The 23,128-nt window shown below is 71.0% G+C and carries 17 protein-coding genes; 12 read left to right on the top strand and 5 right to left on the bottom strand.

Annotated features, from left to right (window positions below; translation table 11 throughout):
* From ACWEK3_RS17700 to ACWEK3_RS17675, 6 genes are all read left to right on the top strand, one after another.
* Nucleotides 1–858 carry an ABC transporter ATP-binding protein gene (locus ACWEK3_RS17700; protein ID WP_453250048.1) on the top strand — a complete coding sequence of 286 codons (858 nt, stop codon included), beginning with the start codon at nt 1–3 and terminating at the stop codon, nt 856–858.
* The gene (locus ACWEK3_RS17695; RefSeq protein ID WP_453250047.1) at nt 855–1,868 is read left to right on the top strand and encodes an oligopeptide/dipeptide ABC transporter ATP-binding protein; all 1,014 of its coding nucleotides are present in this window, start codon (nt 855–857) and stop codon (nt 1,866–1,868) included. The genes ACWEK3_RS17700 and ACWEK3_RS17695 overlap by 4 nt, the downstream gene beginning before the upstream one ends.
* Nucleotides 1,868–2,815: an ABC transporter permease gene (locus tag ACWEK3_RS17690; RefSeq protein WP_361412631.1), complete on the top strand. Its 948-nt coding sequence runs from the start codon at nt 1,868–1,870 to the stop codon at nt 2,813–2,815. The genes ACWEK3_RS17695 and ACWEK3_RS17690 overlap by 1 nt, the downstream gene beginning before the upstream one ends.
* Nucleotides 2,816–2,824: 9 nt before the next feature.
* Nucleotides 2,825–3,790: an ABC transporter permease gene (locus tag ACWEK3_RS17685; protein WP_453250046.1), complete on the top strand. Its 966-nt coding sequence runs from the start codon at nt 2,825–2,827 to the stop codon at nt 3,788–3,790.
* 44 nt (nt 3,791–3,834) lie between these two features.
* A complete protein-coding gene (locus ACWEK3_RS17680; protein ID WP_453250045.1) occupies nt 3,835–5,187 on the top strand; it encodes a serine hydrolase domain-containing protein in 1,353 nt (450 codons plus the stop codon).
* Nucleotides 5,188–5,352: 165 nt separating this feature from the next.
* Complete coding sequence (locus ACWEK3_RS17675; RefSeq protein WP_450546255.1) at nt 5,353–7,749, top strand: HAD-IC family P-type ATPase; 2,397 nt, start codon at nt 5,353–5,355, stop codon at nt 7,747–7,749.
* Nucleotides 7,750–7,753: 4 nt separating this feature from the next.
* Here ACWEK3_RS17675 and ACWEK3_RS17670 read toward each other — a convergent pair whose 3' ends face one another.
* Together ACWEK3_RS17670 and ACWEK3_RS17665 are read right to left on the bottom strand one after the other, a co-directional pair.
* Entirely contained in the window at nt 7,754–8,683 is a 930-nt protein-coding gene (locus ACWEK3_RS17670; protein WP_450546253.1) for a hypothetical protein, read from the bottom strand.
* A gap of 234 nt (nt 8,684–8,917) precedes the next feature.
* On the bottom strand, nt 8,918–10,384 hold the full coding sequence (locus ACWEK3_RS17665; RefSeq protein ID WP_450546251.1) for a chlorohydrolase family protein: 1,467 nt from the start codon (nt 10,382–10,384) through the stop codon (nt 8,918–8,920).
* A 328-nt stretch (nt 10,385–10,712) separates the two neighbouring features.
* Here ACWEK3_RS17665 and ACWEK3_RS17660 point away from each other — a divergent pair, with 328 nt between their 5' ends.
* The 6 genes from ACWEK3_RS17660 (at nt 10,713) to ACWEK3_RS17635 (ending at nt 17,853) form a co-directional block, all read left to right on the top strand.
* Complete coding sequence (locus ACWEK3_RS17660; protein WP_450546257.1) at nt 10,713–11,723, top strand: ABC transporter permease; 1,011 nt, start codon at nt 10,713–10,715, stop codon at nt 11,721–11,723.
* A gap of 63 nt (nt 11,724–11,786) precedes the next feature.
* Entirely contained in the window at nt 11,787–13,505 is a 1,719-nt protein-coding gene (locus ACWEK3_RS17655) for an ABC transporter substrate-binding protein (protein ID WP_450546249.1), read from the top strand.
* Between the two features lie 59 nt (nt 13,506–13,564).
* Nucleotides 13,565–14,566: an ABC transporter permease gene (locus ACWEK3_RS17650; protein WP_376542066.1), complete on the top strand. Its 1,002-nt coding sequence runs from the start codon at nt 13,565–13,567 to the stop codon at nt 14,564–14,566.
* Entirely contained in the window at nt 14,566–15,579 is a 1,014-nt protein-coding gene (locus ACWEK3_RS17645; RefSeq protein WP_450546247.1) for an ABC transporter ATP-binding protein, read from the top strand. Before ACWEK3_RS17650 ends, ACWEK3_RS17645 begins: the two co-directional genes overlap by 1 nt.
* Nucleotides 15,576–16,577, top strand: a complete 1,002-nt coding sequence (locus tag ACWEK3_RS17640) for an ABC transporter ATP-binding protein (protein WP_450546245.1) — start codon at nt 15,576–15,578, stop codon at nt 16,575–16,577. Before ACWEK3_RS17645 ends, ACWEK3_RS17640 begins: the two co-directional genes overlap by 4 nt.
* A gap of 64 nt (nt 16,578–16,641) precedes the next feature.
* Nucleotides 16,642–17,853: an amidohydrolase gene (locus ACWEK3_RS17635; protein WP_450546243.1), complete on the top strand. Its 1,212-nt coding sequence runs from the start codon at nt 16,642–16,644 to the stop codon at nt 17,851–17,853.
* Nucleotides 17,854–17,924: 71 nt separating this feature from the next.
* Here the strand turns inward: ACWEK3_RS17635 and ACWEK3_RS17630 are convergent, their stop codons facing one another.
* From ACWEK3_RS17630 to ACWEK3_RS17620, 3 genes are all read right to left on the bottom strand, one after another.
* The gene (locus tag ACWEK3_RS17630; RefSeq protein WP_453250044.1) at nt 17,925–19,112 is read right to left on the bottom strand and encodes an amidohydrolase; all 1,188 of its coding nucleotides are present in this window, start codon (nt 19,110–19,112) and stop codon (nt 17,925–17,927) included.
* A gap of 56 nt (nt 19,113–19,168) precedes the next feature.
* Nucleotides 19,169–19,807 carry a GntR family transcriptional regulator gene (locus ACWEK3_RS17625; protein ID WP_450546239.1) on the bottom strand — a complete coding sequence of 213 codons (639 nt, stop codon included), beginning with the start codon at nt 19,805–19,807 and terminating at the stop codon, nt 19,169–19,171.
* 120 nt (nt 19,808–19,927) lie between these two features.
* The gene (locus tag ACWEK3_RS17620; RefSeq protein ID WP_453250043.1) at nt 19,928–23,056 is read right to left on the bottom strand and encodes a sacsin N-terminal ATP-binding-like domain-containing protein; all 3,129 of its coding nucleotides are present in this window, start codon (nt 23,054–23,056) and stop codon (nt 19,928–19,930) included.
* Between the last annotated feature and the right edge of the window lie 72 nt (nt 23,057–23,128).

Genomic DNA, 23,128 nt, shown 5'->3' with positions numbered 1-23,128 from the left:
ATGACGACCGCGCAGACAGCGCCCGGCGCACCCGCCGACACGGCAGCCCTCTCGGTACGCGATCTGACCATCGGCTATCGACGCGGCGACCGCGAAGTCCCCGCCGTCGTCGGGGCGGGCTTCGAGATCTCCGCCGGCGAACGGGTCGCCCTCGTCGGTGAATCCGGGTCGGGCAAGTCGACCCTGGCCTCGGCGATCCTGCGGACCCTGCCCGACAACGCGAACGTCGTGTCCGGGTCGATCTCGCTCGGGGGACGCGACCTGCTCCGCCTCGACCCGGCCGGCCTGCGCGGGATCCGCTCCACGCGGATCGCGCGGGTGCCGCAGGACCCCCTCGCCAGCCTCAACCCCGTCTTCCCCGTCGGCAAGCAGCTGACCGACGTCGTCCGGGCCCATCACGCGGTGTCCAAGAGCGAGGCGATCGGCATCGCCGAGGAGGTCCTCCGCCAGGTCGGACTGCCCGATGTCGCGGTGAAGCGCCGCAGCTTCCCCCACGAGCTCTCCGGCGGTATGCGCCAGCGGGTGCTGATCGCCATGGCGCTCATCAACCGGCCCCAGCTGCTGATCGCCGACGAGCCGACCACCGCGCTCGACGCCACGGTCCAGGCGCAGATCGTCGACCTGCTGCGCACCCGCGTCACCGCCGCGGGGATGTCGCTGCTGCTCATCACCCACGACATCGGCATCGTCGGCGAACTGTGCACCCGGGTCATGGTGATGTACCGCGGCCAGATCATCGAGCAGGGCCCGGTGACGGACGTTCTCACCAACCCCCGGCACGACTACACCGCCTCACTGCTCGCGGCCGCACGCGGAGAGCCGAAGGCGTACCGCAGAGAACCAGGAGTGACCGCATGACCAGCCCTACGACGGCCGAGGCGCCCAGCCACGTGCTCCAGGTCGACAGCGCGCGGAAGTACTTCCCGGTCCGCCGGGCCAGGCTCCGCGACCCGCGCCGCCACGTCCACGCCGTGGACTCCGTGACCCTGGCCCTCGGCGGCGGCCAGACCCTCGGGATCGTCGGCGAGTCCGGGTGCGGCAAGTCGACCCTGGGCCGGGTGATCGTCGGGCTCGAACGGCCCGACGCCGGCACCGTGCGGGTCGGCGTGGACGCCGCCGCCGCGGGCACCCCCCGCGCCCTCGGAGTCGTCCAGGCGGTGTTCCAGGACCCGGCCAGCGCCCTGGACCCGCGCATGACCGTCCGGCAGAGCATCGCGGAGGCCCTTCCCGACGTGGACCGGGCCACCCGCGAGCGGCGGGTCGTGGAAGCACTGGAGGAGGTCGGGCTCACCGAGGAGTACGCCGACCGCTACCCCCACGAGCTGTCCGGCGGGCAGCAGCAGCGGGTCTGCATCGCCCGCGCGGTGGTGGGCCGCCCGGAGCTGATCCTGCTCGACGAGGCGGTCACCTCGCTGGACGCCTCCTTGCAGGCGCAGGTGCTCGACCTGCTCAGCCGGCTCCAGGAACGCACCAGCGTGGCCTACGTGTTCATCTCGCACGACCTGCGGGCCGTGCGCCGGTTCAGCGACCAGGTGGCCGTGATGTACCTCGGCCAGCTGGTCGAGGTCGCCCCGGCCGCCGACTTCGACACCGGGCTGCTGCACCCGTACTCGGTGGCCCTGCGGTCCACCGAACCGAGCCTCCCCGGCGACGACGGGCCGCGGCTGCCGAGAATCGTCCTGGACGGCGAGCCCCCCAGCGCGATCGACCCGCCGCCCGGCTGCCGGTTCGCCGCGCGCTGCCCCGTGGCGGAGGCCCGCTGCCGGGAGACGTTGCCGGAACTGGTCGAGGAACGCCCCGGCCACCTCGTCCGCTGCGTCAAGCCGGGAGCGCTCACCCCCGCCTCGTACTCGGGAGAGGCCGCCTGATGCTGCTCTACACGCTGCGCAAACTGGTGGGCGCCGCCGCCGTCCTGCTCGCGCTCTCCGCACTCGTCTTCATCGCCGGCCGCGCCCTCACCCCCGGTGACGCGGCACAACTGATCGCCGGCTCCAAGGCCAGCCCCGAGACGATCGAGAACATCAGGCACTCCCTGGGCCTGGACCAGCCGATCCTCGAGCAGTACCTGAACTGGCTGGGCGACGCCCTGCGCGGGGACTTCGGCACCTCGCCGTTCTCCGGTCAGGCCAACCGCGACGTGATCCTCCAGCAGGCCCCGGTCTCCCTGGAACTGGCGCTGCTGGGCCTGCTCATCGCCGTGGTCATCGGCATCCCCGCCGGGGTGTACGCCGCCACCCGCGCACGGTCGGCCCGCGTCTGGGCCGTACGGCTGCCGCTGCTGTTCGCGTTCGCCTTCCCGGCGTTCGTCTCCGGCTCGTTCGCGCTGTACGCGGCCACGCACTACTTCCCGAACCTGTACTCGCCGAGCTACATCCCGGTCGACGACGGCCTGATCGCCAATGTGCAGACCATGCTGCTGCCGGCGCTGGCCGTCGGCATCCCCACCGCGCCGCTGATCATGCAGATGACCCGGTCCTCCATGCTGGAGGTGCTGGCCGCCCCGCACATCTCGACCGCGCGCACCAACGGCATCGCCGAATGGCGCATCACGTACGTCTACGCGCTGCGGACGGCGCTGCCTCCCGTGCTCACCCTGATCGGCATGATCTTCGGGCTGCTGGTCGGTGGCCTCTTCATCGTCGAACAGATCTTCAGCCTGCCGGGTCTCGGCCGCGGCATCCTCGGCTCCATCGAGATGCGCGACTTCACCCAAGCGACCGGGCAGGCACTCGTGCTCGCCGCGGCCTTCATCCTGGGCAACCTGGTTGTGGACCTGGTGCTCCCGCTCGTCGACCGCCGTATCGCGCGCTCCTAGGAATCCGCCATGACTTCAACCCCGGAACGCATTCCGACTCAGGGCACCACGTCCACCGACTCGTCCGCCCCGTCGGCATCGTCCGCCTCGTCCGCCTCGTCCGCCTCGTCAAAGGGCAGTAGCGCCGGCCCCCGCGCCGTGCGCCGGCGCTGGCCGATACGCGGCATCCTCGCCAACGCGGCCCTCGCCGTGCTCGTGCTCTACGTACTGGCCGCGCTCCTCGGGCCGGTGATCGCCCCCTACGCGCCGAACGAGCTCAACGCCGGTCCGCGGCTCGTCGGACCTTCGGCCAGTCACCTGTTCGGGACCGACGCCCTCGGCCGCGACCAGTTCTCCCGGGTGATCGCCGCCGCCCGCCCCGCGGTCGAGGCCGCCCTGATCTCGGTCACCTTCGCCATCGTGGTGGGCACCGCGATCGGCACCGCCGCGGGCTTCCTGCGCGGTGTGACGGACGGGATCCTGTCCCGCGTCACCGACCTGCTGTTCGCCATTCCGGAGTACCTCCTGGCGATCCTGGTGCTCGCCATCATGGGCAGCGGACTGGTCAACGCGGCACTCGCCATCGGCCTGGTCATCATCCCGCGCTTCGCCCGGATCGCCCGGGGAGCGACGATCGAGGTCGCCGGGCGCAGCTACATCGACGCGGCACGGCTGTGCGGCCGCGGGAGATGGTGGATCCTGCGCCGCCACATCCTGCCCAACATCAGCTCGCCGCTGGTCATCATGACCGCCATCAACCTGTCCACCGCCGAGGGCGCCTACGCCGCGCTCAGCTTCCTCGGCTTCGGCGTCGCGCCCCCGGACGCCGACTTCGGCAGCATGATCTCGGCCGCGCAGCAGTACATGCTCACGGAGCCGTGGCTGGCGGCGTACCCGGCGCTCGCGTTCGTCGCGCTCGTGCTCGCGTTCAACCTGCTCGGTGACGCGCTGCGCGACCAGCTCGATCCCCGCAGCCGTACGGCGGCCGGCGCGTGAACCGCGCCGACCGCGGAACGAACCCCGAATCTGGAGAGACCCCCGTGCCCGACCTGCGCGCCCGGCTCGATTCCGCCGTCCCCGACCTGCTCGCCGAGCACCGTGTCCCCGGTGCCGCGGTGGGGGTCGCCCTGGACGGCCGGACCTGCGCCACCGGTTATGGCGTCACCAACGTGGCCCACCCGATCGCCGTCGACGAGAACACCCTCTTCCAGGTGGGCTCGATCTCCAAGACACTGCTCGGCGCCGTCATCGGCCGGCTTCTGGAGCAGGGCGTCCTGGAACTCGGCGCACCCGTCGCCCCGCTCCTCGGCCCGGACTCGGGCCTCGACGAGCGCATCACCCTGCGCCACACGATCACGCACACCTCCGGCATCGACGCCCAGAACATGATCGCCGACGCGCCGCGGCTGCTGGCCGGCCACGCCGACGACAGCATCCAGGCGTCGCTGCGGCACTTCGCCGGCCGGCCGCTGATGTTCGACCCGGGCACGAACTTCACCTACAGCGGCCCCGGCATCATGGTCGCGGCCGCCGCCGTCGAGCGCGCGACCGGCCGGCACTACGCCGACCTGCTGCGCGAGCTGGTGATCGAGCCGGCCGGCATGGAGCTGACCTGCACATCGGCCGACGAGGCGATCTTCCACCGGGTGGCCGCGCCCCACGGCCACGGCCCCGACCGCTCCCCGGAGCTCCTGGTCGACCGCGGCTGGCAACGGCACTGGCAACTGCCCGGCTGGGACGTGCCGGGCGGCGGCGTCGTCTCCAGCGCCGGCGACCTGCTGCGGTACGCCGCCTGGTCGGTCTCCGAGGCGGCCCCCAAGCGCCTCTTCGAGCCCCTGGCGAGCCAGGGCATCGCGGGCCACGACATCGGACTGGCCTGGCACCTCGGCGAGACCGGCGGCCGTCCGGCCATGTCGCACAGCGGCCTGACCATCGGGTACGCCTCACGGCTGGTGCTCGTACCGTCCACCGGACTGGCGTACGCCGTCCTGACCAATTCGCTGCACGGCGAGGAGTTCATCCGCGACCTGGAGAAGGTGATCCTGGACGCGGCGGGCGTCGACACCACGGCCGCGAGCACCCGGCCGGTGCCCTCCGACCTCGCCGAGGCGCTCCAGGGCACCTACGACTGCGGCTTCTACGGGACCGTCTCGATCGTCCCGGGCGCCCGCCCCGGAGAGCTGGCGATCACCGCCAACGGCGCGCGGGCCGAGGAGGACCAGTACGTCATCGAGCTGGAAGGCGCCGACCGGGCCGTGCTCGCCGGCCCCGACTCGCTCGTCACGCTGTCCGAGGACGGTGCGCAGGGCTCGCTCGTCGGCTTCGTCCGCGAGGACGACGGGACCGTCTCCGCCATCCGCTACCACGGCCGGCTGGACCGCCGCATCGCCTGACCCCACGTCGGAGGTGGGACGGCCGTCCCCGGGGACCGCGCCCCGGGGACGGCCGTCCCGTCGCGCACCGCCCGTACGACCGACGTACGAGGCCTCTCCTCCCCAGGTCGGATCTTCCACCCCCTCGACGAGTGAAGCCGCACAACCGCACGTACCGTCGAATGCATGACGCATATCGACGCGGGCACGGAGCTCGACCCGGTGCACCCCGTGCCCGTCCCGGTCGTCCGGACGACCGGACTCACCTCCGCCGAGGTCGCGGAGCGCATCGCCCGCGGCGAGATCAACGACGTGCCGGTGCGCAGCAGCCGCTCCCTCCCCGAGATCGTCCGCGCCAACGTCTTCACCCGGTTCAACGCGATCATCGGCGTCCTGTGGGTGATCACCCTCTTCGTCGCCCCGATCCAGGACGGCCTGTTCGGCTTCGTGATCATCGCCAACACGGGCATCGGCATCATCCAGGAGTGGCGGGCGAAGAAGACCCTCGACTCGCTCGCCGTCATAGGCGAGGCCCGCCCCACGGTGCGCCGCGACGACACCGCCGTCGAGATAGCCACCTCCGAGATCGTGCTCGGCGACCTCATCGAGATCGGCCCCGGTGACAAGGTCGTCGTCGACGGAACCTGTGCCGAGACCGACGGGCTGGAGATCGACGAATCCCTGCTCACCGGCGAGGCCGACCCCGTCGTCAAGCGGCCCGGCGACCGTGTGATGTCCGGCAGTTTCGTCGTCGCCGGCGGCGGCGCCTTCCAGGCGACCAGGGTCGGCCGCGGCGCCTACGCCGCCCAGCTCGCCGAGGAGGCCTCCCGCTTCACGCTCGTCCACTCCGAGCTGCGCACCGGCATCTCCACCATCCTCAAGTACGTGACCTGGATGATGGTCCCGACCGCGATCGGCCTGGTCATCAGCCAGCTCGTGGTGAAGAACAACGACCTCAAGGAGTCCGTCGCCCGCACCATCGGCGGCATCGTCCCCATGGTCCCCGAGGGACTGGTCCTGCTCACCTCCGTCGCCTTCGCCATCGGCGTGATCCGGCTGGGCCGCAAGCAGTGCCTCGTGCAGGAGCTGCCCGCCATCGAGGGCCTCGCCCGCGTCGACACGGTGTGCCTGGACAAGACCGGCACCCTCACCGAGGGCGGCATGGACGTCACCGAGCTGAGGTCGCTGGACGGCTACGACGAGGCGTACGTGCGCAAGGTGCTCGGCGCGCTCGGCGAGTCCGACCCGCGCCCCAACGCCTCCCTCCAGGCGATCATCGCCGCCTACCCGGACAGCGAGGAGTGGCGCTGCGTGGAGTCGCTGCCCTTCTCCTCGGCCCGCAAGTACAGCGGCGCCAGCTTCAGCGAGGGCGACGGCGATTCCAGTACGTGGCTGCTGGGCGCCCCGGACGTGCTGCTGCCCGCCGAGGCCCCCGCGCTCGCCGAGACCGGGCGGCTGAACGAGCAGGGCCTGCGCGTGCTGCTGCTCGCCCACGCCGCCCGCGACCTGGACGACCCGGAGGTGGCCAGGACCGTCCGGCCGGCCGCGCTCGTGGTGCTGGAACAGCGGCTGCGGCCCGACGCCGCGGAGACGCTGCGCTACTTCGCCGAGCAGGACGTCCGAGCCAAGGTCATCTCCGGCGACAACGCGGTGTCCGTGGGCGCGGTCGCCGCGAAGGTCGGCCTCGACGGGACCGCCGTCGACGCCCGCCGGCTGCCCGCCGGGCGGGACGAGATGGCCCCGGTGGTGGACGAGGGCACGGTGTTCGGGCGGGTCACCCCGCAGCAGAAGCGGGACATGGTGGGCGCGCTCCAGTCACGCGGGCACACGGTCGCGATGACCGGCGACGGCGTGAACGACGTGCTGGCACTGAAGGACGCCGACATCGGCGTGGCGATGGGCTCGGGCTCGGAGGCCACCCGGGCGGTCGCGCAGATCGTGCTGCTGAACAACAGCTTCGCCGTCCTGCCGTCCGTGGTCGCCGAGGGGCGTCGGGTGATCGGCAACATCACCCGGGTCGCGACCCTGTTCCTGGTGAAGACGGTCTACTCGGTGCTGCTGGCGGTGCTGGTGGTCTGCTCGCAGGTGGAGTATCCGTTCCTGCCCCGCCATCTGACCCTGCTGTCCACGCTGACCATCGGCGTCCCGGCCTTCTTCCTGGCCCTCGCCCCGAACACGGAACGGGCCCGGCCCCACTTCGTACGGCGGGTCATGCGCTACGCGGTACCGGGCGGGGCGGTGGCCGCCGTGGCGACCTTCGTGACGTATCTGGCCGCCCGCCACCACTACACCGGCCCGGGCGCCCTGGACGCGGAGACCAGCGCGGCCACGCTCACGCTGTTCCTGGTCTCGATGTGGGTCCTGGCGATCGTCGCCCGCCCCTACACCTGGTGGCGGATCGCGCTGGTGGCCTCGATGGGCGCGGCGTTCCTCGTCGTCCTGGCCGTGCCCGCGTTCCAGGACTTCTTCGCCCTGAAACTGGAGGGCACGGCCATGCCGTGGCTCGCGGTGGGCATCGCGGTGGTGGCGGCGGCCGTCCTGGAGTTCCTGTGGAAATGGACCGGCCGCCGCTTCCCCGTCTAGCGGATTACTTCGTCACGCGGACCAGGTCACCCGCGGCGTTGACCGCCGGGGTGGTGGTGTTGCCCACGAAGATGAAGCGGTAGTAGCCGTCGACGGTGGCCTTCGTGGTGGTCTTGAGGGCGCCCGTGGAGTTCGTCTTGACGGTCTTCAGCGTCTTGTAGGTGGTGGTGCCCTTCTTACGGAACTGAAGCTTCACCGCCTGACCGCTGTACCCCGAGTACTTGCCGCTCTCCCAGTTGGCCCGGGACAGCTTGCCGGTGACGGTGACGGTCTTGCCCTTCTTCACCGGCTTGGGCTTGGCGCTGGTGGTCAGCTTGGAGTTGCGCTGCACCAGCGTGGTGCCGAGGCCGCCCTTCTCGGCGAAGCCGACCTTGGTGATGTCGAAGTCACGGGACTCGATGTCCTGGCCGTTGTACGCGATGGCCAGGGCGCCCGCGCGCCAGGTACCGGCCTCGGCGTTCGCCAGTTCCCCGTCGGCCGGATAGATGTCGATCTTGCCCTTGCAGTTGGCCGTGGTCGCCGAGGTGACGGAGCAGGTGGCCGGGAGGTCGCCGTAGAGCTCGTTCTGCGGCATGTCGTAGGGGCCCCGGTAGAGGAACGGGCCGGTGAAGAAGTCCTTGGCGCGCACGTCCACGTCGGCGCCGAACTTCATGGTGTAGGTGACCGTGGTGGACACGTGGCTGGTGGTGCCGACCTTGACCGCCTTGGCGACCTTGAGGTTGGAGAAGGTGACGTCCAGGTCGTACGGCATCTCGTCGCCCGCGACGCGCGCGCTGATCCCGGCCTTGGCGGCGGAGGGAGCGTGGGCGGCCTGGAAGACCTTCGCGACGTCCGCGCGGTAGCTGGAGGGACCGGCGGCGTGCGCGGCGGGCACGGCAAGGGCGGAAAGGGCCAGGGCGCCGGACACGGCGGCCACAGTGGCTCGTATACGCATGCGTTCCCCAAGTGGAGAAAGGGGGCCGGCGCCGGCCGTTCCTCGCGGTCCGTCTTCGGCGCCGGGCCCAATGATCGTGGAGTCTGTCTGACTCACGAGATCAGATCCGTTACCGCCGGGGATGGTTGCACGGAAGTTGGGATTTTTTATGGGCGGCCCTCGGAAGCCGTCCACTTTCCGAACGTGATCGTCCGGTTCGGGCCGGATGGTCGTGAACTCCGGCTGGTGGATGCGTCAACTCCGCGGGAACACCGGCGGAAAGAGTTCGTCCACCGTGCGCCGGCGGTGGTCGCGCTCCGGGTAGGCCGCGCGCATCGTGTCGAACAACTGCTGGCCGGTTCGCCTCAGTTCGGTGAGATCGACGCCGGGGATCGAGCCGTCGCGCATGACCACCCGGCCCGCGACCATCGTCAGGACCGCGTCGCGGGCGGTGCCGTTGAGCACCAGGGTGCGCAGCGGATCCTCGGTGACGCCCATACGGAAGTCGTCCAGAGCGAACGCCGACAGGTCGGCGGTGGCCCCCGCGGCCAGCCGGCCGAGATCCGGTCGGTGCAGCGCGGTCGCCCCACCGGCCCACAGCGCGTCGAAGTAGCCGGTGAGGTGCCCCTGCCCCAGGTCGCCGGCCTGGAGCCTGGCCACCTGGGTGCCCACGTCGATTCCCCGGATCAGGTCCGGCGGGAAGGAGTCGGTGCCCAGGCACAGGTTCACTCCCCGCGTCCGGTAGTCGCCGAACGTGTGCAGGTTGTGGGCGTATCGGGCGTTCGTCAGCGGGCAGTGCACGATCGAGACACCGGCGTCGGCCAGCACCGCGACATCTCCGGTGTCCCTGCCGAGCACCTCCGGGTGCACATCCAGCACCACCCCATGCGGAACGATCAGCCGGTCGGACAACAGCCCTGAGTCGGCGATCAGTTGCAGCGGGGTGCGGCCATAGGCGCGCTGGATGTAGTCACGCTCCGACATGCCTTGCAGCGCGTGCAGGCGCACCAGCGCGCCGCGCTCGTCCGCGGCGCGGGCGACGTCGCCGAGCAGCTCCGGGAGCAGGGTCTCGATCCGGCACGGCAGCAGCACCCCGGTCACCAGGGGATCGGCGAGCCGAGCGGTGTGGTCCAGGAAGCGCAGCGCGTCGGCCAGACCACGCCGGCCGGCCTCCTCGTCGAACATCACGGTGCGTTTGCCGTCGGCGCCGATCACGTTCACCCCGGACCGGAACGACGGCCCGAGGAAGCCCCGCAGACCCAGCCGCGACGACACCTCGGCCATCGCCACGAAGTCCTCGTAGGTCTCCGCCCAGTCGCTGTGCACCTCCGAGGCGATCGGCATGTAACTGGTGATGCCGTGCAGGGCGAGCTGGACCAGCGCGTACTCGCGTACCGCGCGGCGTTGCGCGGCGTCGAACACCGCCCGGGGCGCGGCGAAGTAGTCGGCCGACCAGGTGAAGCCGGACGCCAGATCCGGGGACGCCCAGGAGTCCAGGATCAGGTGGTCGATGTCGGTGAGGGCGTCCAGATCGATGAGGCCGGGGGTGACCACCGCGTCACCGAGGTCGATGCGGACGTCGGCCTGCCGCCGGTCGAGTTCGGCGCGATCGCCCACATCGACGATCGTGTCGCCGTCGATCAGCACGGCGCCGTCCGGCACCTCCACGTGCGAGCGTCCGTCGTGGGCGATCACCCAGGAAGCAGTGACCAGGGTCTTCATCGACGTGCCTTCCAGATTTGGTACACCAACTGGCTGAAACGGTCGCCCGGCCCCGGGAGCAGTTCATGCTTCCCCGGGCCCGGTAACAACCGGCTATGGCCCGCGCAAACTTTTACACAAGCCGGAAATCGCGCCCTACAAGGGCTGATGCCCCAGCGACGACTGTCCGCCGGGTTATCAAAGAACCCTAGTAGAAATCGCGATTGCTGGTATACCGTTTCGGCCACCTCCCCTCCCCTCGAGCACCAAAGGATCGGACGTGCCGGATCCGCATGAGCCGCCGAGTCCGCCGCGCCACGCCGCCGCGCCGGAACCCACCGATGGGCAGGTGGCCACTCTGCCTCCCCCAGAACCCGCAACCGCCGAGCGCAGGCCCGCAGCGGAGATCGCCACCGCGCGGTCGCTGCTGGGCACGGCGTGGCTTCGGATACGGCGCAGCCGGATCGCCATCGCCGCCCTGATCGTGGTGGTCCTCATGGTGCTGTTCGCGATCCTGGCGCCGGTGTTGGTGGCCATCGAAGGATCGGACCCGTTCACCTCCCGGACGGGGCCGGACTTCCTGGATTCCTTCTACGCGCCGGGCCTGCCGCTGCCGTACTACCGCTTCCCGTCGAGCGAGCACTGGCTCGGCCTCGAACCGGGGCTCGGGCGCGACATCTTCGCCCGGATGGCCTACGGCGCGAGGATCTCCCTGACCATCGCGCTGCTGTCCACAGTGGTCTCGGTGGTCCTGGGCACCGTGCTCGGCGCCGCCGCCGGATACTTCGGCGGCAAGATCGACATGGTGATCAGCCGGGTGATGGACCTGTTCCTGGCCTTCCCCCACCTGCTGCTGGTGCTGTCGCTGACCCCGATCATGCAGTCCCGGCTGCGTGGCACCGCCCTCGACTCGGGGAGCCTGGTGCCGATCGCCTCACTGGTGATCATCCTCGGCTTCTTCGGCTGGGCCTACCTGGCCCGAGTCGTGCGCGGCCAGGTGCTCTCGATCCGGGAGCAGGAATTCGTCGAGGCCGCCCAGGCCTACGGGGCCTCGCACCGGAGCATCATCCTGCGGCAGATCATCCCGAACGTCATGGGCGTCGTGCTGGTCTACGCGACCATGATGATCCCGACCAACATCACCGCAGAGGCGGCTCTGTCCTTCCTCGGGGTCGGGGTCAAGGACCCCACACCCTCCTGGGGCCAGATGCTCAACGCGGCCCAGGCAGGCAACTGGTACCTGTCCGACCCGTGGTTCCTCGCCGTCCCGGCCGGAGCACTGGTGATCACCGTGCTCGCGTTCAACCTGCTCGGCGACGCGGTCCGGGACGCGTTGGACCCCAAGTCCTCCCGAAGCTGACCTCCCTCGACGCGCCGTCCTCTCCCGACGCGCCGTTCCTTTCCTTACCCTCAAGGAGACGCAGTGAAACGAAGCACCATGGCGGCGATCGCCCTGACGGTGAGTGCCGGGCTGACCCTGACCGCCTGCGGCGGGTCCAAGCCCACCCCCGGTTCCGGCTCCGGTCCCAGAGCCGACGCCTATGCGCCGGTGGTGATCGGGAAGGACTACACCACCAAGGGCGGGAACATCAACGTCCTGATGTCCTCGGACTTCCAGACGCTGGACCCCGGCAACAGCAACTACGTGCAGACCGCCAACGTGGGGCAGCTGTACTACCGCACCCTGACGATGGCCAAGGAGACGGCCGGCAAGCCGCCGACCATCGTGCCGGACCTCGCCACCGATCTGGGCAAGCAGTCCGCCGACGGCCTCACCTGGACCTACACCCTGAAGAAGGGGCTGAAGTTCGAGGACGGCACGCCGATCACCAGCAAGGACATCAAGTACGGGGTCGAGCGCACCTACGCCCGCGACGTCTACACCCAGGCACCGCAGGAACTGAACGCCGCACTGTCCGACGACAGTTACAAGGGCCCGTACACCGGTGGCGACTTCAAGGCCATCGACACCCCGGACGACAGCACCGTCGTCTTCCACCTCAAGCAGCCGTTCGCCGAGTTCCCCGCCCTGGTCTCGCGGTCGAACACGGCGCCGGTGCCGAAGGCCAAGGACACCAAGCTCGACTACACCAACCACCCGGTCTCGTCGGGCCCGTACAAGATCCAGTCGTACGACCGCGGCCGCTCGATGAAGCTCGTCCGCAACGACCAGTGGAACCCGGCAACCGACCCGAACCGGACCGCCCTGCCGGACACGTTCACCTTCACCCTGTCCACGGCCCAGGCGACCATCAGCCAGCAGCTGCTCGCCGACTCGGACCCGACGGCCGTCACCCTGGACAGCAACGGCGGTCTGCAGGCGTCCGACGCCGCCAAGCTCAACGCGGCCGACGTCAAGAAGCGCACCGCGGGCGGCCTGCTGGGCTGCACGGACGTGCTGGACTTCAACACCGAGACGATCAAGGACCCGCAGGTCCGCAAGGCACTCGCGCTGTCCATCGACCGGAGCGCCATCCAGGTGCAGTACGGCGGCGAACGGTTCGGCAAGCTGACCCAGTCGTACATCAACTCGGCCCAGCGGGGATACGTCGAGCAGCACACCGACCTCGACCCGACGGGCAAGCCCAAGCTGGACGAGGCCAAGAAGCTCCTGGCGGGCAAGACCTTCCCCAAGAAGCTGGTGTACGGCTACGCCGACGCCAACCCCCGGTACAAGAACGTCGGCACCGTGCTGCAGCAGAACTTCAAGCAGCTCGGCATAGACCTTCAGCTGCGCCCGATCCCGACCGCCAACTACTACACGGTGCTGGCCGGTGACCAGATGCCGGACATCGCCCGCAGCGGCTGGTGCGGTGGCGCGGACAGCGGTTCGGTGCGCACCACGGTCGACCCGAACCTGGGCCCGAGCGTGGACGGCAAGACCTACGGCTTCTCCAACATCCCGCGCTACTACGACCCGAAGATCTCCCGCGCGATGTACGAGCTGCGCGGCACCAACGGGTCCAGCGAGGAACTCGGCAAGAAGTGGGCGACCCTGTTCGACCAGGCCATGCAGGGCTACCCCCTGGTTCCGCTGATCCGCAGCTACACCAACAGCGTGGTCGGCTCCAAGGTCCGTAACGCCCAGGTGGGTTACTTCTTCGGCGGCATCGACCTGTCCATCCTCGGCGTCCAGCACTGAGACTCCGTCACAAAAGAGGTAGAAACGGTGAGTCCATCCCGAGCCGACGGGTCGCGCCCATGACCAGATTTCTGACGCGGCGATTCGTCGCGATGATCCTCCTGTTGTTCGTCATCAGCTTCGTGACGTTCAGCCTGTTCCAACTGGGCCCGGCGGACCCGGCCGCGGCGGCCTGCGGTCAGGAGTGCACTCCGCAGCGCATCGCCGAGGCCCGGGTCGCGCTCGGGATGGACAAGCCCTTCCTCACCCAGTACTTCGACTACATGTCGGGCCTGATCGGCAGCCGCCACGTCGGCGCGCCGGGCAGCCAGACGCTGTGCTCCTGGCCGTGTCTGGGCAAGTCGTTCCAGACCAACGAGGACGTCACCGCGATCATCGGGCGGGCCCTGCCCTACACCCTGTCGGTGGCCAGCGGCGCGATCGTGCTGTGGAGCGTCGTCGGCGTCGGTCTTGGCCTGCTGGCGGCGCTGCGCAAGGGCCGGTTCACCGACAAGCTCATCGTCGGCGCCGCCTCGGTCGGGGTGTCCCTGCCCATTCCGGTGACCGGTCTGCTGCTGCTGCTCTTCTTCGTCAGCACGATGCACCTGCTGCCGTTCACCACCAACGCGATCACCTCACCGTTCGGCGACGCGGGTCCGGGCGGCTGGTTCCTGAACTACCTGCTGCCCTGGGTGGCGCTCGCGGTGCTGTTCAGCGCGCAGTACATCAGGGTCACCCGCGGCAACATGCTGGAGACCTTCGGAGAGGACTTCATGCGCACCGCGCGCTCGAAGGGCCTGTCCCGGCGGAGCATCGTGTTCAAGCACGGTGCGCGGGCCGGAATCACTCCGGTGGTCACCATGCTCGGTCTCGACATCGGCACCCTGCTGGGCGGCGCCGTGCTCACCGAGCAGATCTTCTCGGTGCCGGGCGTCGGATTCACCGCGGTGCACGCCGCCCAGGCCGGCGACCTTCCGGTCACCATGGCCATCACCATGATGGCCGCGTTCTTCATCATCGTCGCCAACGTCGTGGTCGACGCCACCTACGCCGTGATCGACCCGCGAGTGAGGGTTGCCTGATGACCACGCCCAATGCCGCGCCCATGCTGGACATCCGTGATCTGCGGGTGAGCTTTCCGACCGACGACGGCGTGGTGCACGCGGTCAACGGAATGGACCTGACCCTGGCGCGCGGGGAAACCGTCGGCATCGTCGGCGAATCCGGCTCCGGCAAGACCGTCACGAGCCAGGCGCTGATGGGCCTGCTCAAGGACACCTCCGCCACCGTCACCGGGCAGATCCTCCTGGACGGGAAGGACCTCAACCCGCTGAGCGAGGCGCAGATGCGCGCCTACCGCGGCAAGAAGATCGCGATGATCTTCCAGGACCCGCTGTCGGCGATGCACCCGTTCTATCCCGTCGGGGTGCAGATCGCCGAGGCCTACCGGGTGCACAACGCCGTGTCCAAGAAGGCCGCGGCGGCCGTCGCCGTCGACATGCTCGGCCGGGTCGGGATTCCCGACCCCAAGCGCCGCTACTCGGCATACCCGCACGAGTTCTCCGGCGGTATGCGGCAGCGCGCGATGATCGCCATGGCGCTGGTCTGCGAACCCGAGCTGCTGATCGCCGACGAGCCCACCACCGCGCTCGACGTCACCGTGCAGGCCCAGATCCTCGATCTGCTGGGCGAACTGCAGGCCGAGACCGGGTCCTCGGTGATCCTGGTGACCCACGACCTCGGCGTGGTCGCCGAGGTCTGCCACCAGGTCGTCGTGATGTACGGCGGGGTGTGCGTGGAGCAGGCGACCGTCGCCGACCTGTTCAGCGACCCGGGGCACCCCTACACCCAGGGGCTGCTCGCTTCGATGCCGTCGCTGGCGGGGAGGTCCGAGCGGCTCAACCCGATCCCGGGCTTCCCGCCGTCGTTGCTGGCCCTGCCCGAGGGCTGCCTGTTCGCGGACCGCTGCCCGAAGACGCACCTGGTGCCCGACGGCGCCTGCGGCACCCACAGGCCGACGCTGACGGGCCCCGTCGGGCACCAGTCGCGGTGCCACCTGCAGACCCTGGAACCAGCCGGAGAGGTGGTCCGATGACGCCGCTGCTGGAGGTCACCGACCTCACCAAACACTTCCCGATCCGCTCCGGCGCCTTCCGGTCCGCCGGCGGTGTGATCAAAGCCGTCGACGGGATCAGCTTCTCGGTCGAGGCCGGGCAGACCCTCGGACTGGTGGGAGAGTCCGGTTGCGGCAAGTCGACCACCGGCCGACTGCTCATGCGGCTGCTTGAGCCCTCGTCCGGGAGCGTCAGGCTCGCCGGTCAGGAGATCTCCGAACTGCGCCGGTCGAACCTGCAGGAGTACCGGCGCCGGGTGCAGATGGTGTTCCAGAACCCGTCGTCCTCGCTCAACCCGCGCCAGTCCGTGGGCAGTGCGATCGCCGCACCGCTGCTGGCCCAGCGGATCACGCCGCCCGGCGGCGTCAAGGCCAAGGTGCGGGACCTCATGGACCGGGTGGGGCTGCGCCCCGACCACTACAACCGCTTCCCGCACGAGTTCTCCGGCGGCCAGAAGCAGCGCGTGGGCATCGCCCGTGCGCTCGCCCTGGACCCGCAACTGATCATCTGCGACGAACCGGTGTCCGCGCTGGACGTCTCGGTGCAGGCCCAGGTGATCAATCTGCTGGAGGACATCCAGCGGGACACCGGGGTGGCGTACCTCTTCATCGCCCACGACCTGTCCGTGGTCAAGCACTTCGCCGACCGCATCGCGGTCATGTACCTGGGCCGGATCATGGAACAGGGCGACACCGAAGAGGTGTTCGACGCTCCGCGGCACCCCTATACCCGGGCGCTGCTGTCCGCCGTCCCGCAACCGGACCCGACGGCCGACCGCAGCGGGCGGATCCGGCTGTCCGGCGATCTGCCCAGCCCGGCCGACCCGCCGCGCGGCTGCGTCTTCCAGTCCCGGTGCCCGGTGCATCCGCGGCTGGACCCGCAACGCCGGGAGCTGTGCACCGGCAGCGTGCCGAGCGGCGACATCGCCTGCCATCACACCGACGTCGCAGCCGAGACCCTGGCCACGACGCCCGGGTGAGCCGTGCCGCGTCCGTGAACCGCCGTACCGCGCAACAGAACCGCGCAACAGAGAGGTGACAACCGTGTTGATCCGTGACGTCCGCCCGTGGGGTGGCGAGCGCAGCGACGTCGAGCTGTCCGGCGATCGCATCGCGGCGATCCGCCCGCACGACCCGGCCGCGCAACCGGCCGGTGAGGTGGTGGAGGGTCGCGGCCGGCTGTTGCTGCCGTCGTTCAGCGACGTGCACGTGCACCTGGACTCCACCCGGATCGGCCTGCCGTTCCGTCCGCACACCGGCGGCCCGGGAGTCTGGACGATGATGCTCAACGACCGTGAGAACTGGCGCACCGCGGAGGTTCCCCTCAAGGAGCGGGTGGCCGGCACGCTGGAGCGGATGATCGCCCGCGGAACCACCCGGGTGCGGTCGTACGCCCAGGTGGACGTGGACTGCAAGCTCGAGAAGTTCGACGCCGTGGTGGCCGCGAAGGAGAGGTTCGCCGGGCAGGCCGACGTCCAAATCATGACGTTCCCGCAGGCGGGCATCCTCCGCGAGAAGGGCACCGTCGACTACCTGGAGGCCTCGCTGAAGGCGGGCGCCGAGGTGATCGGCGGCATCGACCCCTGTTCCCTCGACCGGGATCCCAAGGGGCACCTGGACGTCGTGTTCGGACTGGCCGAGAAGTACCAGGTCGAGGTGGACATCCACCTGCACGAGCCGGGTCATCTCGGGGTGTTCTCCACCGATCTGGTGCTCGAGCGCACCCGGGCGCTGGGCATGCAGGGCAAAGTCACGATGTCCCACGCCTACGAGCTCGGTTCGATCTCCGAATCGGTGAGCCGCCGCATCATCGACGACTTCGCCGAGCTGGACGTCGCGATGGCCACCGTGGCGCCGCCCGACCGCGGGCAGCTGTCGCTGGTGGCGCTGACGGAGGCGGGCGTCCGGGTGGGCCTGGGCGAGGACGGCCAGCGCGACTACTGGAGCCCCTACGGCAACTGCGACATGCTCGACCGCACCTGGCAGCTGGCTTTCACCAACAACTTCCGTCGCGACGAGCTGATCGAGATGTCGCTGGCGGTCGCGACCGTCGGCGGCGCCTCGATCATGAGCCACGACGTCGCCCGGCCGGCCGGGGTCGCCGACCGGCCCGGTCTGGCCGTCGGCGACCGTGCCGACCTGCTGCTGGTGGACGGCGAGACGCCGGCCAGTGCGGTGATGGACCGCGGCACCGACCGCACCGTCCTGCACGACGGCGTCGTCGTCGCCGATCAGTTGGCCCTGGTACACCACTGAGCCCGCGAACGTCATTGCCCTGAGAGGTGGGAACCTCTCAGGGCAATACGTCGTCCAGGCCAGCAGCTCGCCTACACGAGCAGCTCGCCGCCCTGGACCACCACTCGTCCGCCGGACATCACGAGTTCACGGCGCGGTGCCCGCATCAGAGCGTCCTGCACGTTCTCGGCATCGACCAGCACGACGTCCGCGGGTGCGCCCGCCGCGAGGTCGTGGATGCCCCGGTGCACGAAGCCCGCCGCACGGGTGGTGGCGAGTTCCACCGCGTAGGCGAGGTCCTCGTCGGTCCGCATGCCGTGCAGCCGCGCGAAATCCAGGGCCACGCGCAGCAGATCACCGTCGCCGAACGGCGACCACAGGTCGCGGATCCCGTCGGTGCCCAGCCCCACCGGCATCCCCCGGTCCCGCATCCCGCGCCAGGGCAGTGGCGCCATGCGCACCGGGGCGACCGTCGACCAGGAGACACCGGCCTCGGCCAGCTCGTCGAGCAGATCGGCCTGCCGCTCCGGCGGCAGCTCCCCGAGGGCGAAGCCATGGGAGACGTTGACCTTCCCCCGCAGCCCCGCGCGGCGCGTGCGGTCGGCGATGAGCTCGAACTGGAAGGCGCCCAGCGCGCCCCCGTCGTGCAGGTGGATGTCGACACCGACCCCGCGCCGCTCGGCGATGTCGAACAGCCCGTCGAGCTGCTTCACCGGATCGCGGTCGATCGCCGCCGGGTCGAGTCCGCCGATACTGGTCGCACCGTTCGCCGCCGCCTGGTCCAGCAGGTCCAGGACGCCGGGCCGGCGGACCACCCCGTCCTGCGGGAACGCGACGATCTCCACCTCGATCGCGCCGCCGAGTGCGTCCACCGCCTCGCGGACGGCGTCGATGCCCCGCAGGCCGACTCCGAGGTCGACGTCGACGTGGCTGCGCACCGCGGTGACGCCGTGCCGCAGGAACTCCCTCAGCACCGTGAGGCTGTTGGCCGCGCTGGGAATGCCGAGCGCGTCCCGCTCGGCTCGTTCGTGCGCGATCCGTCCCAGCGTGGTCGGCTCGCCGCCGTAGGGCACCCAGGGCCGGCCCCACCAGCTCTTGTCCACATGGGCGTGTGCGTTGACGAAGCCGGGCAGGGCGAGCAGTCCGCCGCCGTCCACCCGCTCGCCGGGTCCGCTCGCGGCACCGGCGGGTACCAGATCGCGGATCTCCCCACCGGAGACGACGATGTCGGCAGCCTTCATGCCCCAGGGTCGGACATTGGTCAGAATCAGATCAGCCATTCAGAAATGGTATACCGACGCGCGGAGGCTGGACCCTGCCCACCCGGCCGCGGGGATCACTGGTGATGGGCGTCGATCGCGAGCCGGCTGTTCTCCAGGTGCTTGGCCACCAGTTCGTCGACGAGCGCGACGTTCCGGTCCGCGATCGCGGCATAAAGGGCCTCGTGCTCCCGCGCGATCGCCATGAGGTCGTCGTGCTGCCCCAGCAGCCACCGCAACCGGCTGCGGAAGGTGCCCTCCAACTCGCTCAGCAGCTCGTTGGCGGCCATCGACGTGACGGTCTCGTGAAAGTCCGCCGCCGCACGCCGGGCGCGAACGCCGTCCCCCGCACCAGCGGCTTTCAGCTCTTCTTCCAGGTTGGAGCGGAGCCGGTCGAGGCCTGCGCGGTGGCGCCGTTGGGCGGCGAGCCGGAAGGTCAGCGCCTCCAAGGCCCCGCGGACCTCGTTCAGATCCGCGATGTCCGATGACGTGAACTCCCGGACGACCGCCCATGTCCGCGGCCTCGGCGTGACCAGACCCTCGGCGACGAGCACGCGCAGAGCATCGCGAACGGGCACCCTGCTCACGCCCATCTGCGCCGCCAGCTCGCGCTCGACGAGCTTGCTCCCGGGCTTGCGAACACCAACGAGAATGTCGTCCCGGAGCTGCCGCGTGACCCGCTCGGACTCCGGCTGGAACTCCCCAGATCCTGCCATGCCCACCAGTGTCCCATGGGGGGCGCGACTATTTGGTATACGGGTCTGGGTTCGACGTGGCGCAGTCCGCCGCGGCGAGTCGGCCGCTTTGCCACGGCACGGCCGCGCGGCGGAGGCCACTCAGTCGAACCAGCGGTCCCGGGCCAGTTCCTCCGTCCGGGACGGGTCCTCCAGGAGTGCCGCGACCTCGAAGCGGCGCGGCCACTGGCCCGACGCCCAGGCGAGGCCCGCGGCCACGCCCTCCAGGGTGGCGGCGTGCAGGACGCCGTCGGACGTCAGCCGCCAGTCCAGCTCGGTTCCGTCGACGACCAGTTCCTCGTGCTCGACGTAGGTGCGCGGGGTGCGCGGGCCGAGCAGCACCCGCACCGGCTCCGGTACGTCGTGCTCGGTGCCCTCGGAGTCGATCCCGCCGGTGACGGACTCGCTCAGCCGCCGCACCTGGAACAGTTCGGCCAGCTCGGCCGCCAGCGCGGGCCGTACGGGCAGCAGCGGGACACCCCCGGTGAACGGCAGCAGGTCCGGGGAGTCGCACACCACGGCGTCGGCGGCGTCCACGACCTCCACCCGGCCGTCGACCACGGCCCGCACCTCGTCCGGCAGGGTCACCTGGTCCGGATCGAGTTCGGCCAGCGCGCCGTACAGGGCGTGCAGTTGGGCGGAGGTCACGGGACGCTCGGGGTCGGCGAGCCGTTCCAGCAGCTCCGCGGCGCCGCCCGGTTCCTCCAGCAGGGCGGCGACGCTCGTGCGCACGCCGAGTGCCCGCAGCACCTGCTCGTCGTCGAAGCCGGCGGCGTCGGCCTCCTCGTACAGGCCGCGCAGCAGCGGATCGGACCCGGCGGCGCGCAGACCGGCCGGGCGGCGCCCGCCGAGCACCGGGTGCCCGCGCAGCCACCAGGCGGTGTACGGCCGGACGATCTCGTGCGTGCCGTCGGGCAGCAGGATCCGCACCGGCTGGGTGAGCGCGTCCCGCAGCGGCGGCCGGGCGAGCAGCGCGAGGGCCTGGGGCCACTGGTCGTCGCCGACGAGGTCCAGATCGCGCACGGCGACGATCTCGGTGGCGACCGGCGGCACGGGGGTGTCCGGGAACCGGTCGAGCAGATCCTCGCACCACACGTCGACCGCGTCGAGCAGCCCGGGATCGTCCGGCTCGGGGAAGTCCCCCTCACGCGGATCGAGTTCGTCCGGGTCGAGGACGACGTCCGTGGCCCGCACCAGGGCGAAGTTCGCCAGCACACCGCACGCGGCGAGCGGCTGCTCACCCCACTTCCCGGCCAGCTCGGCATCCACGGCCGGGAGTTCGCCCTCGCGCATGAGACGGGCGAACGGGCCGCCGGGGAGGACGAGTTCGCCGGCCGGGGCGAGTTCGCCGTCCTCGTCGGGCAGGGCGAGCGCGCCGAGCCAGGGCTCGTCGCCGGGGTCGAGTCCGGCGTCCCTGACCAGGGCGAGGACGGTGTCGGCGAGTTCCTCGGCGTCCGGGGTGTCCTCGTCCCATCCGCCGGTGTCCTCGTCGAGGGAGGCGGCTACGGCGGCCCGCACCTGCGGGGTGGTGAGCACGGCACGCGGCGTCGCGGGCAGGGAGCCGAGCTTCTCCAGGAGGGGATGCACGGCGTCCGGGTGGGCGACCTTCAGACCGAGCCGGGCCAGCACCTCCGGGTCGGTGAGTGCGACGCCTGCCACGGGCAGCAGGACCTGCCGGGGCCCGATGGTCGTACGGCTGTCGGCCAGCGGCACGGGCAGCCCGGAGAGCCGGTCGGGGTCGATGCCGGCGAGGCTGTCGTACAGCCGCCGCCACCAGCCGGGCTCCTTCTCGAGGCCGGCCAGCCGGTCGACGGCGTCGGTCAGCGGCAGGCGGGCCACGCCCAGCGTGCGCAGCTCCACACGCCGTTCGAGTCCGGCGGGCAGCAGGGTCGGCAGCACCTCGGCGAGGACGCGCACGGTGTCGGCGCCCGCGCCCTCGACCACCTCGGCGTCCCGGGGGCGGAGGGATTCGGGCAGGTCGGAGTCGTGGTCCTGGTGGGCGGCGGCTACGGCCGCGGGCGGCAGGAAGGAGGTGCGCGGCAGCCGGTCGAGGATGGCCTGCCGCAGCGCGCCGTCCAGCTCGCCCTTGCCCAGCGGGCCGGGCACGAGGCCGATGACGCCCTCGGTCACCGGCCGCCAGTCGGCGAGGAGTTCGGCGTAGGCGTCGGCCGCGCGCTGCACGAGGAAGTCGGTGAGCGGGCCGGGCGCGGTGTGGCGGCGGGTGCTGTCCAGCGGGAACGAGGCGATGAGCAGGGCCGGCACGCCGAGGGGTTCGTCGCTGGGGGTGGGGGCGTGGACGACGGGGCTGGTGCGGGGGCCGGCCGGGGTCCCGTCGGCGTCCACGGGGACGGCCCAGGTGACCGACCAGTGCGGGCGAAGGCGTTCCTCCACCGGGCGGTCGGCGAGGAGTTCCGGGGTGAGCGGGCCGTGCGCGCCCGCGGTACGCCAGCGGGTCGTGCCCTCGCGGGTGTCCTCCACGACCGTCAGGGCGCCCTCGGTGCGGCGGCGCAGGGTCCGCGGCGCGGCGTCGCCGATCTCGACCACGACCTCCTCGAGCCCGGGCAGGGCGAGGAGCAGGGCGTCGTCGACGGCGTGCAGGAGGCGTTCGGCGAGGTCGGCGGCGGCCGCGTCGCGCAGGCGCAGGATGACGACCGTGTCGTAGGGGTCGGGCGCGGTGCCCTCGGCGGCGAACGGCAGCCGCAGCAGTGGTACGTGTCCTTCGCGGCGGCGGATCTCGTCGCCGAGGCCGGGGCTGTGCCGGGCGGTGTCCTCCGCCAGCGCGCGGGCCTCGGCCAGCGACCACCGGACACCGCCGTGCCGGCCGACGACGGCGGGCTCGTCGGTGACGGCGAGGACGGCGGCGAAGCCGACACCGAAGCGGCCGACGGCGCTGTCGCGGGCGTCGCGCTTGGCGGAGGCCCGGAGCGTGGCCAGCGACTCCACGCCGGCCGCGTCGAGCGGGGCGCCGGTGTTGGCGGCGAGCAGCACGTCGTCGCGCAGGGTGAGCCGCAGCCGGCCGGGCACGCCGGCGCGGGCGGCGGCGTCGGCGGCGTTCTGCGCCAGCTCGACGACGAGCCGGTCACGGTAGCCGCCGAGGACGAGGTCCTCCTCCGCGTTGGCGTCCTCGCGGAACCGGGCCGGGCTGGTGGCCCAGGCGTCCAGCACACCGCGCCGCAGGCGCGCGGTCCCGAACGGATCGCCTCCGGCGGACGGCTGCACCAACATGCTCACGTTCACTCTCCTCATCGGCGTGACGACGAAGGTACCGCGCGTGGGAGAGGTCATTCGCCCGGCGGACGGACG

This window comes from Streptomyces sp. NPDC004721, from assembly GCF_053601495.1.
The sequence above is the reverse complement of the archived record's forward strand: the minus strand, read 5'-3'. Positions and strand labels throughout refer to the sequence as shown.